Raw genomic sequence first — 16,956 nt, forward strand, 5'->3', positions numbered from 1 at the left:
TTATATCTCTTTTACTGCATTAATAATCGTTTGTTTTAGGAGCGATAATTCACGTTCGCTACCTATGCTAATTCGTAAACAATCGGCTAATTGTTGTTGCGCAGATTGGTCGCGAATTAAAATACCTTGTTGTTTTAGGCAATCGAAAATAAAGTTTTTAGTGTCAGTATCTACGGCTCGAAATAAAATAAAGTTTGCATCACTGTTAAAAACTTTAGCACACCAGTCTTGGTCTTTCAGCCAATCAAATAATTGGCGACGTAAAATCACCGTTTCTTGAACACGGATACTTACTTGTTCAAGCGCTAATTTTGCTAATGCTTTACTGGCAATGTCTGCTACTGGTGCAGAGATAGGGTAAGGGGCGATGACCTTACTCAGCATAGTGATAATATCAGCATTAGCTAAAGTAAAGCCACAGCGTAAACCCGCTAAGGCAAATGCTTTTGATAACGTTCTAAGAATCACTAATTGCGGGTAGTCTTTTAACCAGCTTGCGGTACTACTTTCAGGACTAAATTCAATATAAGCCTCATCAACAACCACAATTGCGCTATCACCAAACATATCAAGTACGGTTCGAATTGAATCTGTAGTTAATACATTACCCGTTGGGTTACCGGGTGAGCATAAAAAAACAACTTTAACTTTACCCACTTGAGCTTTTATAGCCTCAATATTAAGTTGGTTATCAACTAGCGGTACGCGCATTATATTTGCGCCGTGATTCTCTGCGCTAATGGCATACATACCATATGTCGGTGGACAAATTAAAATACTGTCTTGATAGGCTTTACAAAAGGTACGTATGATAAGTTCAATACCTTCATCAGCACCGCGTGTAGCAAGAATATTAGCAGGGGACAATCCGGCATATTCACTATAAGCATTGATTAAGTTGTCAGGTTGAAAATCAGGGTAGCGGTTAATGCAATTGCTATCTATAGCATATATCCCTGGACCTGATGCTTCATTGGCATTAAGCCAAATTTTATTACTATTCGCAGACGATGTGTCACTTCCACTTGCATAAAGTCGCCTTGCTGATTGGTATGGCACCATATCAACAAGTTCCTCACGGGCAAGTTTATCAGCTATTGTTGACATGATTATTCCTCTAACCTGATGGTTACTGCTCGTTTGTGACCGTCTAGTCCTTCGGCATCGGTGAGCTCAGTGATACATTCGGCAATATTCAACAAGCCTTGTTTAGTGATTTCTTGTACAGTAAATCGTCGAGAAAAATCGGCCAATGATAAACTAGAAATTACTTTAGAATAACCGTAAGTGGGTAATACATGATTAGTACCGCTGGCGTAATCGCCTGCAGACTCTGGCGTGTACTCACCAACAAATATTGAACCTGCGTTGCGTAATGTTTTTAATAACTCTTGGGCATTATCGGTTTGAATAATTAAATGTTCAGGAGCATAAATATTTGAAACCTCAACCGCTTGCGACAAACTTTTTACTAAAATCAAACGACTTTGTGTAAGTGCTTGTTCTGCTATTTCTCGACGAGAAAGTACCGCGACTTGTTTAAGTAACTCATTTTGAACGTTAGTAATTAATTCGGCACTGTCAGATAATAAGATAACTTGGCTATCTGGTCCGTGTTCAGCTTGAGAAAGCAAGTCAGCTGCGACGAAGTTTGCTTTTGCATTGGCATCGGCAATAATTAACACTTCAGAAGGACCTGCTGGCATATCAATGGCAAAACCATTCACTTGTTGAGCAAGTTGCTTTTTGGCTTCGGTAACGTATTTATTACCTGGACCAAATATTTTATTGACCGGTTTTATTGTTTCTGTGCCAAAAGCCATTGCTGCACAACCATGCGCGCCACCGACTGTGTAAATTTCATCAATTTCACATAATTTTGCGGCCACTAGAATTTCGTTAGCAAGGTTACCATTGATGTCGGGAGGGCAAACTAAAACAGTACGCGGACATTGGGCTAACTGTGAAGGTACACCAAGCATTAGAACCGTCGATGGTAAAGGTGCAGAGCCTGCCGGAATATATAAACCAACACTTTCGATTGCTTCAGTTTTTAAGGTACAACGAACGCCTGGGGATGTTTCTACAGTTATGTCGTCACATATTTGTGCTTGGTGAAAGCGCCTGATCTGACCATAAGCCGTTTCAATGGCTTTTAATCTTTTAGTCGACAATGCTGCTCTGGCTGCGGTTATTTGTTCATCAGTAACGGTTAATGTGGTTAGTTTTACACCATCAAATTTTTCCGTTAATTCATAAAGCGCTTTGTCACCATTTCGTTTCACGTTATTTAATATGTTTTCAACTTGCTGCGAAAGTAAACCACTCTCACTTATCGCGGGTCGAGCAAGTGCTGTTTGTTGCTCTCTTTTTGATAATGCTTGCCAATCGATCATTTTATTTATCATTACTTTTAACCTTAATACTTTACTTACCGTGAAAGGTACCCTAGATTTTTGGGATCACAGCCGTGGTGATGTAATCCCAAAGATGACGCGCATTAGCCCATCATTTTTTCAATTGGCATAACTAATATAGAGTTACAACCGAGTGCATTGAGTTTTTCCATTGTTTCCCAAAAAAACGTTTCGGTAGCAACAACATGAACAGCAACTAAATCATCGCGACCCGCTAAAGGTAAGATTGTTGGCGTTTCTTTACCCGGCATTAAGGCACTTACTTCGGCAATTTTATCTTTTGGCGCATGCAACATAATGTATTTGCTTTCTTTTGCTTTCATAACACCTTGGATGCGTGGCAATAAGGTATCAAGAATACTTTGTTTTTCGCTACACAAAGTACTCGCTGTTTGAATAAGCGATGCTTTAGATTTAAAAATCTCTTCTACTTCAACTAAACCATTGGCTTCTAGTGTAGCGCCGGTTGAAACTAAATCACAAATACCGTCAGATAAACCGACCCGCGGAGCGACTTCAACAGAGCCTTTTAATAAACAAAAATCAACATTGATGCCTTTTTCTTTTGCATAACGATTGAGGAGTTGAGGGTAAGTCGTTGCAAAACGTAAACCGTCTAAACTTTTGACGCCCTGATAATCAAAGCCTTCAGGCATCGCAATAGATAAACGACAACCACCAAAATTAAGCTGTGAAGTTCGAATGTATTGAGACTTTTGCCCCATCAATTCACGTTCTAATGCCGCTTCTTCTAGGGTGTTGTCACCAACAATACCTAAATCACAAACCCCGTCCATCACTAAGCCTGGGATATCTGAGCTACGAACGCGCATTATATCGATAGGCATATTAGCAACATGTGCTAACAAACGTCGATCAGTAACATTGAGTGTTAAACCACAACGTTTGAGTAAGGCTTGAGTGTCGTCACTTAAACGACCTGATTTTTGCATAGCGATGCGTAAGCGAGTTTCTGTAGTCATGTTTGTATTTCCTTTAATAAAGCGTTGGCCAAAATTCTAGTACGTGTATATACAATTTCAAGGCCTATAAAATGCGAAAAACCCCCGAGAGAGATAGACTCTTTCGGGGGTTAAATCTGAGTTATACAACTCGCCGAAAGGTCACAGCCCCTCAGCGAATAAACCTGAGCAGCTAATCGATATGGTGATGATGGCGATGTAATGTGCTTAGGTTAATATTCATATTATACTCATAGTTTGTTTTGTTATTTAACGAGCAAGTGTCATTCACTTTACACATTAAATGAGTTAAATAATCTGACGAAAAATTTATTTCGTGACGATCATTTTCTAATGGCTTTTACAGTACTGATTATTTTTATAATGAGCAAGTAATAAATAAACACTTCTTATAAAATAATCGCATAAGGTAATAAAGAATTGTCTAAAGTAGTCGATACTTAAGTAACGAGTTTAATAAAAGGACCTATAACTGATGGATATTTTTACCACCGTATTAACACGTGTTGTATCGGTGCCGATTAAACCTGAACGTCTGCGCGTGAAACCACTCACTAAAGAAGCTGCAATTAACGAGCTGACCGATGATTTGGATCACCTTGAAAATCATGAGCATTACGTTGTTTTAGCTAAAAAAGATTCTGATCAAAAAGAACATCAGGAAAATAAAAAGAAGCATCAATCAACGTCTGCTGTGATTGCCGATACTATTGTGGATAACACTCATGATGTCACCGATAACGTGATCACTCATAAAGATGAACTGACTCACCCGAAGAAAAATCATGATGAACCCGATGAAGATATCACTCATTTGGATATTTTTGTTTAAGTTTTTTACTGGGCAACTCGCTCATTAATCGAATGTATATTTCTCTCTGGCTTTTTATTCTTTATACTGGTGGTAATATTTATCAGTAGTATTTTCTATGACCCTAGTTGAACAAGCATTTTCACCCTCAGGTATTCTCGCTAAAGTACTTAACGGCTATTCTCCTAGGCAGGCGCAAATTGATATGGCGATAGATGTTGAACGCGCCATCTCACAAAAGAGTTGCTTAATTGTAGAAGCGGGCACAGGAACAGGAAAAACCTTTGCTTACTTGATCCCATCTTTACTCTCTGAAAAAAAAGTCATTATTTCTACCGGCACTAAAAACTTACAAGAACAGTTGTTTCATAAAGATATACCGCTTATTCGTAATGCTATGGCAACCAATACGCAGATCGCTCTATTAAAAGGGCGGGCCAATTATCTGTGTATATATCGCCTTGAACTTTATGTAAAAGAGCGTGGTCAGCTAGATGCGGCAATGTTGACAGATTTTGTCAAAATTCGTACCTGGGCAACGTCGACTCGCAGTGGTGATATTGGCGAAATAGTCGATGTCGCTGAAGATTCTGGCATTTTTCCTTTTGTTACCAGTACCACAGATAATTGCTTGGCAAAAGATTGTCCTAACTTTGACGACTGTTACTTAGTGCAAGCTCGAAAAAAAGCAATTGATGCGGATATTTTGGTTGTTAACCATCATTTGTTTTTTGCTGATATGGCCTTAAAAGACACTGGATTTGGTGAACTTATTCCCAAAGCAGATGTGGTGATTTTTGACGAAGCCCATCAAATACCTGATATTGCCAGTGAATACTTTGGTGACGCTTTTTCTACTAAGCAAATTCTCGATTTATGTTCTGATGTTATTCAAATATACAAAACAACCTTAACCGATGTGAAACAATTAGGCAGAGCCGCAGAGAAGTGCCAAAAAGCGGCGCAAGAATTTCGTTTACTCTTTTTTCATGATCCTGAACGCGGCAACTGGCGAGAAAAATATGCCCAGCCAAGGTTTCAACAGGCCTTTGCTGCACTAAAAACAGATTTAGACTTTCTCTATCAAGTGATCAAGTTATGTATTTCTCGTAATGAAGCCATTGATAATTGCTACGATCGTGCCGTGGACATACTCGCGAAATACGACATTATGGCAAACGTTGATATCGATGGTATGAGCTTTTGGTATGAAACAACACGGCGGCATGTGGTCTTACATTTAACACCATTGAGTGTCGCTGACAAATTCAGTGATTATATTGCTAAGTCTGAAGCGGGTTGGGTTTTTACCTCAGCTACGTTGGCGGTAAATGGTGGCTTTGATCACTTTTCTCAGCAATTAGGTTTAAATATAGCGAAAACGAAAGCAGCGACCTTACTTGTTGATAGCCCGTTTGATTATCAATCGCAGTCACAGCTAATTGTACCGCGCTATTTACCTGCTGCTCAGCACCATAGTCGAGCACTAGCACTCGCTGAATTAGCGATACCGTTAATAACAGCAAGTAAAGGAGCTTGCTTTTTATTATTCACTAGCTATCGGATGTTAAACCAAGTTGCCGATATTTTAGCGGAAAAGATTGAATCACCCTTATTAGTGCAAGGGCGAATGAGTAAAGGACTTTTGTTAGCCGCTTTTATTGATAACCCAGAAGCGATTTTATTAGCAACCGCCAGTTTTTGGGAAGGAGTTGATGTTAGAGGTGACAAATTAACTTGTGTCATTATAGATAAACTTCCTTTCGCTTCACCCGATGACCCGATGTTGCAGGCGCGCTGTGAAGATGTTCGACGGCGCGGGGGTGATCCTTTTGCTGAAATCCAATTACCACAAGCCGTTATTGCATTAAAACAAGGCGTTGGTCGTTTAATTCGAGATGTTACCGACCAAGGTGTCATGGTAATATGTGATGATAGATTGGTGAATCGTCCTTATGGCGAAGTTTTTTTAAAAAGTTTACCTATGATGAAACGCAGTCGAGATATTGAGCAAGCGAGTGAATTCCTTACTTCACTATCAGAGTAATGGTTAATTTAAAAAGTAATAATGATAAGTATTAGAGAGAATAATTTGAATTTTTTGGCAATAGACGCTTCAACGGAAGCATGTTCGGTAGCATTAACGTTTAACGACCAAACGATCAGTGAATTTGAGCTAGCACCACAATCGCATAGCTTAGTGTTACTGCCGATGATTGACCGCTTACTTAAAAAAGCCGATATAACGTTAGCACAATTAGATGGACTTATTTTCGGACAAGGGCCGGGAAGTTTTACCGGCGTTCGAATTGGCGTTGGTGTCGCACAAGGCTTAGCTTTTGCTGCTGATTTAAAAGTTGTTGGGGTATCAACCCTGCAGGCTATGGCTCAACAAGCTTTCAGTCGGCATCAGCAAGTAGAGGTTATTGCAACGATCGATGCTCGTATGTCAGAGGTCTATGCCGGCTATTATCGATTAAATGAGCAAGGTATTATGGAAGCTGCGCTGCAAGATACCGTACTAGCACCTGAAAAATTAGCTGAGTATTTAAATCAGTCTTTAACTGAAAATCAACAGGTCTATGGCGTAGGTACTGGCTGGGACGCATATAAAAGTGAACTTGAACCTTTAAAAATTAATGCGGGAACACCAGAGATACTTTTTCCTAATGCGGAAGAACTACTAGAAATTGGTCAGTATTACTTTTCCCAAGGTAAGGCGGTTAGTGCTGAAAACGCTCAACCGGTTTATGTACGTGATACTGTTTCATGGAAAAAGCTGCCGGGTAGGTAATCGATTTTATTTACGTGAAAATACAAAAAGTTTTGTAATTTGGCAAAACTTTGGTAAATTTAAACTATGCAAATAAATAGTACGAGTTCGTTCACGCCCCAATCAAGCGCATCGTTGTCGGTTGATAATCAAAATCAGGTTGCTGAGCAACGTGATCGCTTTCGTGTCCAACAAATTGAGCAAAATACAGAGCAAGCTGAAAAAACTAACAAAGACAGCACGCAACAAGCCCAAGACCAACAAGCGAGTCAAGTTGCACGTTTTGATATCGATGAGCAAGCACTTGCTTTAGTCGAACAAGCTCAATTTGAAAATCAGCAAGCACAACTCAATCCAAGTGCATCACAAACCGTTTCAGCAAGTAATATTTCTTTTTCAGGCCAAACTAACCAGCAAGTCGGCAATAAAAATAATAGCCAAGCAAGTTATGACAGCCCATCAAAGCAAAACCAAACCGCAATTGCAGCATATTCTTCAGTAGATAATATCGCTCAACGTGAAAATATTCAGCAGGTATTTGGTATCGACTTACTTGTCTAAGTAACACTAGCCGCGTTTTGTCATATATTCTTCTTTTATCATAATGAAAAATAATCCATGAATAGTAAGCCTTCGTCCTTTTTGAGAAAATATCACTTTTGGTTAATATTGATTACCGCATTAATTATTAGCCAAATCCCCATTGTTTCAATACCTTTCAAATGGCTTGAAAGTTATTTTCATGAAATCAGCCATGGCCTAGCTGCGCTCTTTACCGGGGGGACTATCGTACAAATTCAATTGTTTTCTAACGGGGCAGGGCTATGCACAACTCGTGGAGGAATGAATTTTTTTATTAGCTTTATGGGTTATGCTGGCGCGGCATTATGGGGAATAGGGATTTACTTTATCGCGAGTATGCACCAACGGGCAGCACAAATGTTAAGTGGCATTATCGCATTATTGTTACTAACCACTTTGATCTTTTGGGCGAGAGATATTTTAACGCTAATGATTATTAGTGTTTTGTTAGCACTCATTTTATTGAAATTTAAATATAAAAAATTAAGTTACTTACAGATAAGTTTGCAAATAACAGGGGCAATTATTTTACTTAACAGTGTAAAAAGTCCTTGGTATTTAGTTGATGGACGAAACTTTGGCGATGGTGCTGCATTAGCACAACTCACTGGCATACCTGAATTTTTATGGGTCGTTATATGGTTTAGTATTGGTGTTGGTGGTATTGTTTGGTTAGCGAATATATCTAGAAAAGGTAAATATGATGAAAAAACGTAATATAATCTTAATACTACCCTTATGGGTAAGTGCAATATTTATAAGTGGCTGTTCAGCAGTTCCAGAAGCATTGCAGGTACCTGATAATACGGTATTAACAGACTTTGTCGTTGTTCGAGATAATGCTAACACTGAACAAGGAAATGCGGCTCGCTGGGGTGGGGTTATTGCAAAAGTAACCAATAATGCTAACAATAGTATGTTAGAAATTGTTCACTTTCCGTTAAAGTCATCCGCGATACCCAAGCAAGGTAATGAAACGTTGGGACGTTTTCGTGTTTATTTTTCAGGTCTACTCGATCCCGTTATTTATAAAGAAGGTCGCAGTATAACTGCATTAGGCACTGTCGCCGCTTCAGAAGAAGGAAAAATTGGCGAGCACGAATATAATTATCCGGTCCTAACCGCGACAAAAATACACTTGTGGAAAGAAAAAAAGCAAGTCGATGTGCGCGTTATCCATAATCCATTTTGGTCGTCTCCTTCTTTCTGGCAGCCTCGCTATTCCGATTACCCAAGAAGAGTTGTGGTAAGGAAAGCACCAGCGCCTGTTAAAAAGAAATAGTCACCTTGCGCATCCCTGATAACGTCGAAGAGGTGAGTTTTAACTTAGGTGAACTCACCCTGACTGGCCTAGCTTGTGGTGACAAAAACGACGAGCTAGTCTTGTGCTTACATGGTTGGTTAGATAACGCGGCTAGTTTTTTACCTATGTTACCTTACTTTAAAGGTAAGCGTGTTATCGCCATAGATTGGCCTGGGCATGGCTTATCGTCTCACAGAAGTGCCGATGCCCATTATCATTTTATCGATTATGTTTATGATTTGTTATTGCTGTGGGAAATAAATCACTGGCAGAAAGTTGATATAGTTGCTCATTCAATGGGCGGGATGATTTCATCAGCATTTTCAGCCGCTTTTCCTGAAAAGGTTAAGTCATTAACCTTACTTGATTCAATTGGCTTTATTAGCGGTGAAGCCGAGGAAGCGACCGAGCATTTACGTAAGGGGCTGTTAAGTCGTTTAACGTGCAATCAACAACTATCGCCCTCAGCAAAAAAGAAAAAATTTCACCCCAGTTTAGATTCTGCAATTAAGGCTAGAGTACAAGTCTCTGATTTAAACTTTCAACAAGCAAAGTTGTTGGTTGAACGGGGGATTATTGAAAATGATAATGGCTTTATTTGGCGAACTGACCGTCGTTTAAGGAATACATCACCGTATCGGCTAACGTTGGCGCAAGCAAAACAGTTTATTGAAGATATTACTATTCCTGTGCAATTAATTTATGGTGACAAAGGTTTGTCTTTTGTACAAACTGGTTTGAAAGAATTTGGTCCCTTGTTTGATAACTTTACTAGCTATAAATTAATTGGAGGACATCATTTTCATATGGCTGAGCCTGAGCAGACTAGTAGACATATTTTAGAGTTTATTGGCTGATTTTTTCTAAATGTTACCGTTTATAAAGAGAAAACGGTAAACGTGGCTAAAATTTATAGACATCAGACCAGTAATCACGTAAAAAGAAAATTCAAACATCCGTTTTAAAAAATAAAAATTCATTCATATAGAGTAAAATGACGATATCGATTAAAAAATAATACGTAAAATATAAAAGTATTAATCGAATAAAACCAATAATCGTCTACAGTTAAGCTATTATTAGAGGAGTCGCAAAGTGCAACAAACGCAAAAGATTTGGCTTGAAAAAAGTTATCCACCCGGTGTCCCATTTGAAATCGATGCAGATAAGTACTCCTCGTTATCTGATATGTTCAATAAATATGTTGATATTTATGCTGAACGCACTGCCTTTATTAATATGGGCGCAGAAATCAATTACCGAGATCTAGAGATACAATCAAAAGCGTTTGCTGCTTATTTACAAAATGATTTAGGTTTAGTTAAGGGCGATAAGTTTGCCATTATGGTACCTAATTGTTTGCAGTATCCTATTGCATTGTTTGGAGCTTTACTTGCTGGTTTGACCGTGGTTAATGTTAACCCGCTATACACCGCCCGTGAACTCGAACATCAATTAAAAGATTCAGGCACTAAAGCAATGTTAATCATTGAAAACTTTGCTAGTACCTTAGAAAAAGTCATTGATAATACCTCGGTTGAGCATGTCATTCTTACTTCTTTAGGCGACCGACTGGGTACTGTAAAAGGTGCGCTAGTTAATTGTGTGGTCAAATATGTTAAAAAAATGGTACCAGCCTTTAAATTATCAAACACCATTAGATTTAATAAAGTTGTCTCTCAAGGGATGCTCAAAACTTACCAGCCAGTAGAACTTTGTGGTGAAGATCTTGCGTTCTTGCAATATACCGGTGGTACAACAGGTGTGTCAAAAGGGGCTATGCTGACCCATCGCAATATGATTGCGAACTTATTACAAGCAAAAGCCGCAATAAAACCTTTGATGGAAGACGGCAAAGAACTCGTGGTCACCGCATTACCGCTTTATCATATCTTCGCATTAACAGCTAACTGCCTGACCTTTTTAACGTTAGGTGGTACCAACTTATTGATCACCAACCCTCGTGATATGCCTGGTTTTGTAAAAGAGCTGGCTAAGTATCCTTTTACCGCAATTACTGGCGTTAACACTTTATTCAATGGCTTATTAAATACTCCTGGTTTTAAAGACCTTGATTTTAGTACGTTGAAAATGTCGCTTGGCGGCGGTATGGCAGTGCAGCGTTCTGTGGGTGAAGCATGGGAGCGTGTCACAGGCACACGTTTATTAGAGGGCTATGGCTTAACTGAGTGTGCACCTTTAGTAACATTATGTCCTTATGATCAAAAAAGCTATAGTGGCAATATTGGTTTACCGGCGTCATCAACAGATATACGCATCATTAAAGATGATGGTAGTGATGCTGAGATTGGTGAACCAGGCGAGATGTGGGTAAAAGGTCCACAAGTCATGAAAGGATATTATCAGCGCGAAGCGGACACGGCTGAAATTCTAAAAGAAGGTTGGCTGGCGACAGGCGATGTAGCTCTTATGGATGATAAAGGTTTCTTTAAAATTGTTGACCGTAAAAAAGATATGATTATCGTTTCAGGCTTCAATGTTTATCCTAATGAGATTGAAGAAGTGGTCATGATGCATGAAGGTGTATTAGAAGTCGCTGCTATTGGCATAGATAATGACGCAACAGGTGAAGCGGTCAAGATATTTGTTGTGCTTAAGGATAAAACATTAACGGAAAAAGATCTGATTAAACATTGTCGCGCCAACTTAACTAGTTATAAAGTGCCGAAGTATGTTGAGTTTCGAGATGACTTACCCAAAAGCAACGTAGGTAAAATTTTAAGAAGAGAATTACGATAATTCTTAATTGATAAAATATAAAGGCTGTAAGTTTATTCTTACAGCCTTTTTTTTAGCTCTTTATTTTGCTTTTTGCGCGTTAACTCGTTGGCCATTAACAGCCAAACTATCACTCGTCATTAAATACACATAGGCTGGCATTATATCTACCGGTTTTGCTGAATCATTTTCATGTTCTGCTGGGTAGGCAGTGTTACGCATATTAGTACGTGTTGCGCCCGGGTTTATCGCATTAACACGTAACGTGGTATTTTCGTATTCGTCAGCAATAACTTGCATTAGCCCTTCTGTCGCAAACTTTGAAACGCTGTACGCACCCCAATAAGCTTTACCACTATTACCAACACCAGAGGTGGTAAATACCAATGACGCATGATCACTGAGCAGTAATGCAGGGATTAACGCCTGAGCCATTAGATGCTGAGCCGTCACATTAACTTGCATTACATCTTGCCAAATTTGTTGATGTATCTGCGTGTAAGGTGTTAATTCACCTAGCATTGAGGCATTGAGTAACGCGCCATCAAGTTTACCAAATTGATTAACAATGGTCGCGGTCATATCTATGTAGTGCTGTTTGGTCGCACCCTTTAAATCAAGGGGGATAATGGCAGGTTCAGCGGAACCTTGTGCGATGATTTCGTCGTAAACTGACTCTAATTTAGCGGTTGTTTTTCCTAATAAAATAACCGTAGCACCTAATTCAGCGTAGGTTAATGCCGCTTGGCGACCAATACCATCGCCTGCGCCGGTAACTAAAATTATTTTATTGGCTAAAGAATTTGCTGTTATTTGGTAATTAAACATAGTATCAATACAAATTATTTGAAGGTAAATAAGGCAGTAATTCTACTACTTTGACCTATTGACTGACGAGTAATATTTAAAAGTTTTAGCTAAAATGTTAGTTAAAGTTATAATAAAAGAAGAAACCGCTAGCACTTAGGCAGTTCTTACGGTAAGTTTAACTGGTCGAACAAGTTAGTTTTGTGAGCTACGCTTCACGAAATTACAGATAAATAAAAAATAAAAGCATAAAAAGCTAAATAATATAAAGCTCGTCTGTGGGGAGATAAAATGAAAAAGCTCGTACTTAGTGTTGCTATTGCCAGTGTTCTTGGACTAACGGCATGTGATGATGAATCAATTAAAGATGTTCAAAATGAAGTGGTTGAAAACGGCAGTGCCGTAACAGCAACCGCTCGTGTTAAATTTAATCCAAGTGCGGGTGCTGCCGGACTTTCTATTCCGAATGACTTGATTTTTTCTGGTACCGTTGACGGTACGTTAGAAATTCCTGTTGAAGATCCAACTGATGGTTCAGACCCTTTTGTAGCCATTAGTGCGCTAGACGGTTGGTCTATTTCTCAACCTTTTCCTCTTGGAATTGAATTCCCAGCAGGTACCTCTTTAGATGCCAGTAGTGCTTCTGAACCTGGATCGGTAAGAGTCTTCGAAACAATTATGGGTGGTAATGCGAATGACAGTGACTGTACTGCTGTAGCGCGTGGCCTTGCCTGTAAAGTTGTTGGTGAACTTGTGTTCATGCAAGATTTTGTTACGCAAAAGTCTGGCGATAATGTTTTATTTATTCCGACTCAGCCGCTTAAAGCAGAAACGACCTATGTTATGGTAATGACGAACAATCTTCGTGATAACAATGGTAAAGCTATTGCGGGTTCAACTACCTATGAATTAGCACGTCAAGATATAAAAACGTTACCTCTAGGTAATGCCTCACAACTAGGCTTGCAAGCTGTTATCAACAGTTACGAATCTGCTGTAGTAGCTGCTGGTGTTAATAGCGATACTATTGTTTATACCGCTGCAATGACAACACAATCAACGACGCGTGTGTTAAGCACGGTTAAGTCTTTGATGGCTGCGGGCGTACCTCAAATGGTTGCTAATGCTCAACAAGGAATTCCAGCAATTGGCGTAGCCGATACCGGTATTTCAGTGGCAAACGTATTAACGGGTTTAATTCCAGAAAGTTTGATCCCATTATATTCAGCAGCAAACTATATTCGTGGTTCAATTACACTTCCTTATTACTCAGCTGTACCTTCTGCCGAAAACCCATTAGCTCCTGTTAATGACTGGTGGCGAGCACGTTGTGATTCTGGCGCTACACTTGCTGGCTTAGCAGCAGCAAACCCAGCGGCGATCCCTGCTGATGCGTTAGATGCAAATGATGGTTTTTGTATGAATTTTGGTTTACGTGATTTAAGCTCAAGTGCAAATCCAGCATTAGCTACTCTTGATACTGAACGTAATTTAACTAAGTTTAATCCTATTCCAGCAACAAGCGCGATGATGCCAATAGATGTGCAAATGACTACCCCTGATTTAGCTTGGGCTAACCCAGTGCGTGCAAGTATGGGCTTACCGGCATTAGAAATGCCTGAAAATGGTTGGCCTGTAGCGATTTTAGTGCATGGTATTAATTCAATAAAAGAAGAAATGTTACCGATCACCGGTATATTATCGGCATTTGGTATCGCAACTATTGCGATTGATCAGCCGTTACATGGTAGCCGTGGTTTTGATTTAGACGGTGACGGTACTGATGAAATTAGTACCAATGAAGTGTCGATATTACACTATATTAACTTAGGTAATATGCTAACCATGCGTGATAATACTCGCCAAAGTACGGCTGATTTATTAGGTTTACGTTTAGGCATGAACTTTTTAGGTGGTGCTGACAGCGATGGTAACCCAATTAAAATTGATAGCAGTAAAGTACACCTTTTAGGTCATTCATTAGGTGGTATATATGGAATGAATGCTGTTGGTTTAGCTAATACCGAACTAAATCCACAAATTGATGGATTATTCAAAATTGCTAGTACTTCTTTAGCTATGCCAGGTTTAATGTTAGCTAACTTTGGTATAGATTCGCCAAGATTTGAAGGTACAGTTAAATCTAATTTAACCTTACAGTTGTCGCCTGGTTTTGCTGCAGCAGTTGCCGCAACATTACCTGCTGATTATACTCAAACCGAACTAAGTGCTTTCTATTTTGCTTTCTATGATGGTTTATCTATTGAGCAAAAAACAACACTAAATGCTGGTTTTGCGCAGTTTACTTTTGCATCACAAACGGTAACTGAATCAGGTGATCCTATAGCTTATGTTCAAACATTAGCAGCAACACAAACGCCTACTCATTTAATTGAAGTTGTTGGTGATGGTGCTGATAATCTTTCAGACCAAACAGTGACTAACAGAGCTCCGTTTACCCCTATGGGTGGCACTGAACCTGCAATCGCTTTATTGGGTCTGCAAAGTGTTAGTGAAACAACTGAAGGTTCTGGTGCAGTGAGATTTGTTAATGGACACCACAGTTCAATACTAGATCCCCGTGCCTACCCAGCTTCACCTGACGCTGCGTTAAGTGCTAGAGCAACACAAGAGATGCAATCGCAAGTAGCCATATTCTTTGCGACTATGGGACAATTAATTCAAGTAACAGACACAGCTGTTGTTAAGTAACTTTAGCAATAACTACTAAAACCCTCTTAGGAGGGTTTTTTATTGCCTTTTTTTTGCCTTTTTAACTTATTAACTTTATTTATTTACAATATGCCCCATATAGCTAATAGATAAATTTATATATATTAGCTTCAAGTCAATAAACGACTTAGATATATGAGGTTAATAACAGGAGAATGTATTGGAATTTTTGTATGAGTACGGGTTGTTTTTAGCGAAAGCGATCACCTTAGTTATTGCGATTGTCGCAATTGTCACGGTTATTGCTTCTTCAGCAATGAAACCCGCCGGTAAAAAAGGTGAGTTAGAGCTTAACGACTTATCTGAAGAGTTTATCGATGTTGAAGAAGATATTATTCATTACCTCTTATCTAAAGAAGAATTAAAAGAAAAAGATAAGAAAGATAAGAAAGCAGCGAAAGAAAAAGCTAAAGCCGATAAGAAAGCAGCAAAATTATCAGCCGATAATGAAGGTTCCATAGTTAAAGCTGAAGCTAGGATTTTTGTTGTTGATTTTAATGGCAGCATTGACGCACGAGAAGTGAGTGCACTACGTGAAGAGATATCAGCAATACTAACGGTTGCAACCCCTGAAGATGAAGTGTTTTTACGTTTAGAAAGCGGTGGTGGCATGGTTCACGGTTATGGCCTAGCAGCTTCACAACTTGACAGACTTCGTCAGCATAATATCCCGTTAACTGCATCAGTTGATAAGGTTGCGGCAAGTGGTGGCTATATGATGGCATGTGTTGCCAATCATATTATCTCTGCACCGTTTGCAATTGTTGGCTCAATCGGTGTTATTGCGCAAGTCCCTAACTTTCATAAACTGCTCAAGAAAAACGATATTGACTACGAACAATTTACTGCCGGCGAGTTCAAACGTACAGTGACTATGTTTGGTGAAAACACTGATAAAGGTCGTGAAAAGTTTTCTGAAGAGTTAGAAGAAACACATGTGCTATTTAAAGACTTTGTTCGCGAACGTCGTCCAAGTTTAGATATTGATAAAGTCGCAACCGGTGAACATTGGTTTGGCAGTACCGCGAAAGAGCTTGGTTTAGTTGATGAAATTCAAACCAGTGATGATTTCCTTCAGTCTCGTAGTAAGTCGCACAAAATTATTGCTTTAAGATACGTAATGAAAAAAACCTTAGCGGAAAAGTTTTCAAAAGCTGCATCAATGTCTGTTGATTCTATCTTTAGTAAACTTTGGCAAAATAATCGTATATTTCCAAGTTAACGCATGCGTTTTGAGTGAATAAGATCTAAAAAAGGATGCTAATGGCATCCTTTTTTGTTTCTTTACGCTGGGCTATTATAGGTTAATATTTAATTATCCACTTGAGAGAAGTTCTAGAGAAACTTCCGTAAAAGTTTTTAAAGTATACCTATAATTAAGATAAGCGCTTACTCAGCAATCAATAGCGACTTTTCAAAGTCACGAGTAGACTTTACTTCTTTATCGCTTATTTGTGTTACTGGCACATTAATATCAGCTGTTGCTAACATGGTACTAAAGGTACTCAATTTCATTGAATCAGCGAGACTTTTTTCAGCCGCTAATGTTATTGAAAATTCAGCGACTGTTTCTACTTCTACCAATTCTATGGCTTGAACTTGTGCTACCATCATGGTTGCTGCTACTGTTAATATTGCTACTTTATTAAAAAATTTCATAGGGTCACCCTTAAATTAAACGATATATCCATATAGATGTTCTGGGACCTTTTCTTACTTAATTCTTGAATATGGGTTGGGAATCATACTCAATAGTTAGCCCAATATGTTTGGGATAAAGATGAAGTCCTTCATCTATGAAATGAATT

Annotated in this window: 15 protein-coding genes; 10 read left to right on the forward strand and 5 right to left on the reverse strand. The window is 39.0% G+C overall.

All coding sequences use genetic code 11. From position 1 onward, the window contains the following. From hisC to hisG, 3 genes are all read right to left on the reverse strand, one after another. Nucleotides 1-1,107 (reverse strand): histidinol-phosphate transaminase, encoded by a 1,107-nt coding sequence (hisC, locus tag A3Q34_RS15810; RefSeq protein ID WP_070376228.1) that lies wholly within the window; start codon nucleotides 1,105-1,107, stop codon nucleotides 1-3. Between the two features lie 2 nt (nucleotides 1,108-1,109). Then, nucleotides 1,110-2,408 carry a histidinol dehydrogenase gene (hisD, locus tag A3Q34_RS15815; RefSeq protein ID WP_070376229.1) on the reverse strand — a complete coding sequence of 433 codons (1,299 nt, stop codon included), beginning with the start codon at nucleotides 2,406-2,408 and terminating at the stop codon, nucleotides 1,110-1,112. Nucleotides 2,409-2,500: 92 nt separating this feature from the next. Further along, a complete protein-coding gene (gene hisG / locus A3Q34_RS15820; protein WP_070376230.1) occupies nucleotides 2,501-3,400 on the reverse strand; it encodes an ATP phosphoribosyltransferase in 900 nt (299 codons plus the stop codon). Between the two features lie 475 nt (nucleotides 3,401-3,875). Between hisG and A3Q34_RS15825 the strand changes: the two genes are divergently transcribed. From A3Q34_RS15825 to fadD, 8 genes are all read left to right on the forward strand, one after another. Beyond that, entirely contained in the window at nucleotides 3,876-4,232 is a 357-nt protein-coding gene (locus A3Q34_RS15825; RefSeq protein WP_070376231.1) for a hypothetical protein, read from the forward strand. Between the two features lie 97 nt (nucleotides 4,233-4,329). After that, a complete protein-coding gene (locus tag A3Q34_RS15830; protein WP_070376232.1) occupies nucleotides 4,330-6,258 on the forward strand; it encodes an ATP-dependent DNA helicase in 1,929 nt (642 codons plus the stop codon). A gap of 21 nt (nucleotides 6,259-6,279) precedes the next feature. Next, entirely contained in the window at nucleotides 6,280-7,005 is a 726-nt protein-coding gene (gene tsaB, locus A3Q34_RS15835) for a tRNA (adenosine(37)-N6)-threonylcarbamoyltransferase complex dimerization subunit type 1 TsaB (RefSeq protein WP_070376233.1), read from the forward strand. Between the two features lie 66 nt (nucleotides 7,006-7,071). After that, nucleotides 7,072-7,545: a hypothetical protein gene (locus tag A3Q34_RS15840; protein ID WP_070376234.1), complete on the forward strand. Its 474-nt coding sequence runs from the start codon at nucleotides 7,072-7,074 to the stop codon at nucleotides 7,543-7,545. Between the two features lie 57 nt (nucleotides 7,546-7,602). Continuing rightward, the gene (locus A3Q34_RS15845; protein WP_070376235.1) at nucleotides 7,603-8,283 is read left to right on the forward strand and encodes a M50 family metallopeptidase; all 681 of its coding nucleotides are present in this window, start codon (nucleotides 7,603-7,605) and stop codon (nucleotides 8,281-8,283) included. Then, nucleotides 8,270-8,848 (forward strand): Slp family lipoprotein, encoded by a 579-nt coding sequence (locus A3Q34_RS15850; RefSeq protein WP_070376236.1) that lies wholly within the window; start codon nucleotides 8,270-8,272, stop codon nucleotides 8,846-8,848. The genes A3Q34_RS15845 and A3Q34_RS15850 overlap by 14 nt, the downstream gene beginning before the upstream one ends. Before the next feature lie 5 nt (nucleotides 8,849-8,853). Then, complete coding sequence (locus A3Q34_RS15855; protein WP_070376237.1) at nucleotides 8,854-9,726, forward strand: alpha/beta fold hydrolase; 873 nt, start codon at nucleotides 8,854-8,856, stop codon at nucleotides 9,724-9,726. A gap of 238 nt (nucleotides 9,727-9,964) precedes the next feature. Next, nucleotides 9,965-11,629 (forward strand): long-chain-fatty-acid--CoA ligase FadD, encoded by a 1,665-nt coding sequence (gene fadD, locus A3Q34_RS15860; RefSeq protein ID WP_070376238.1) that lies wholly within the window; start codon nucleotides 9,965-9,967, stop codon nucleotides 11,627-11,629. 60 nt (nucleotides 11,630-11,689) lie between these two features. On the opposite strand, the gene A3Q34_RS15865 is transcribed toward fadD, so the two are convergent. Beyond that, nucleotides 11,690-12,436, reverse strand: coding sequence for a YciK family oxidoreductase (locus A3Q34_RS15865; RefSeq protein ID WP_070376239.1), 747 nt, complete (start codon nucleotides 12,434-12,436; stop codon nucleotides 11,690-11,692). Between the two features lie 270 nt (nucleotides 12,437-12,706). Between A3Q34_RS15865 and A3Q34_RS15870 the strand changes: the two genes are divergently transcribed. Both A3Q34_RS15870 and sohB read left to right on the forward strand, forming a co-directional pair. Beyond that, nucleotides 12,707-15,127, forward strand: coding sequence for a VolA/Pla-1 family phospholipase (locus A3Q34_RS15870; protein ID WP_070376240.1), 2,421 nt, complete (start codon nucleotides 12,707-12,709; stop codon nucleotides 15,125-15,127). 181 nt (nucleotides 15,128-15,308) lie between these two features. Then, nucleotides 15,309-16,370 carry a protease SohB gene (gene sohB, locus A3Q34_RS15875; protein ID WP_070376241.1) on the forward strand — a complete coding sequence of 354 codons (1,062 nt, stop codon included), beginning with the start codon at nucleotides 15,309-15,311 and terminating at the stop codon, nucleotides 16,368-16,370. 167 nt (nucleotides 16,371-16,537) lie between these two features. Here sohB and A3Q34_RS15880 read toward each other — a convergent pair whose 3' ends face one another. Continuing rightward, nucleotides 16,538-16,807 carry a hypothetical protein gene (locus tag A3Q34_RS15880; RefSeq protein WP_070376242.1) on the reverse strand — a complete coding sequence of 90 codons (270 nt, stop codon included), beginning with the start codon at nucleotides 16,805-16,807 and terminating at the stop codon, nucleotides 16,538-16,540. Nucleotides 16,808-16,956: the final 149 nt, after the last annotated feature.

The organism is Colwellia sp. PAMC 20917 (assembly GCF_001767295.1).
Taxonomy (GTDB): domain Bacteria; phylum Pseudomonadota; class Gammaproteobacteria; order Enterobacterales; family Alteromonadaceae; genus Colwellia_A.

What these genes read in the sequence shown, in the direction of transcription:
- A3Q34_RS15850 (WP_070376236.1), top strand. Translation starts at nt 8,270, where the DNA reads ATGAAAAAACGTAATATAATCTTAATACTACCCTTATGGGTAAGTGCA.
- A3Q34_RS15845 (WP_070376235.1), top strand. Translation starts at nt 7,603, where the DNA reads ATGAATAGTAAGCCTTCGTCCTTTTTGAGAAAATATCACTTTTGGTTA.
- A3Q34_RS15825 (WP_070376231.1), top strand. Translation starts at nt 3,876, where the DNA reads ATGGATATTTTTACCACCGTATTAACACGTGTTGTATCGGTGCCGATT.
- A3Q34_RS15840 (WP_070376234.1), top strand. Translation starts at nt 7,072, where the DNA reads ATGCAAATAAATAGTACGAGTTCGTTCACGCCCCAATCAAGCGCATCG.
- A3Q34_RS15870 (WP_070376240.1), top strand. Translation starts at nt 12,707, where the DNA reads ATGAAAAAGCTCGTACTTAGTGTTGCTATTGCCAGTGTTCTTGGACTA.
- A3Q34_RS15830 (WP_070376232.1), top strand. Translation starts at nt 4,330, where the DNA reads ATGACCCTAGTTGAACAAGCATTTTCACCCTCAGGTATTCTCGCTAAA.
- A3Q34_RS15880 (WP_070376242.1), bottom strand. Translation starts at nt 16,807, where the DNA reads ATGAAATTTTTTAATAAAGTAGCAATATTAACAGTAGCAGCAACCATG.
- hisG (WP_070376230.1), bottom strand. Translation starts at nt 3,400, where the DNA reads ATGACTACAGAAACTCGCTTACGCATCGCTATGCAAAAATCAGGTCGT.
- tsaB (WP_070376233.1), top strand. Translation starts at nt 6,280, where the DNA reads ATGATAAGTATTAGAGAGAATAATTTGAATTTTTTGGCAATAGACGCT.
- A3Q34_RS15865 (WP_070376239.1), bottom strand. Translation starts at nt 12,436, where the DNA reads ATGTTTAATTACCAAATAACAGCAAATTCTTTAGCCAATAAAATAATT.
- hisC (WP_070376228.1), bottom strand. Translation starts at nt 1,107, where the DNA reads ATGTCAACAATAGCTGATAAACTTGCCCGTGAGGAACTTGTTGATATG.
- hisD (WP_070376229.1), bottom strand. Translation starts at nt 2,408, where the DNA reads ATGATAAATAAAATGATCGATTGGCAAGCATTATCAAAAAGAGAGCAA.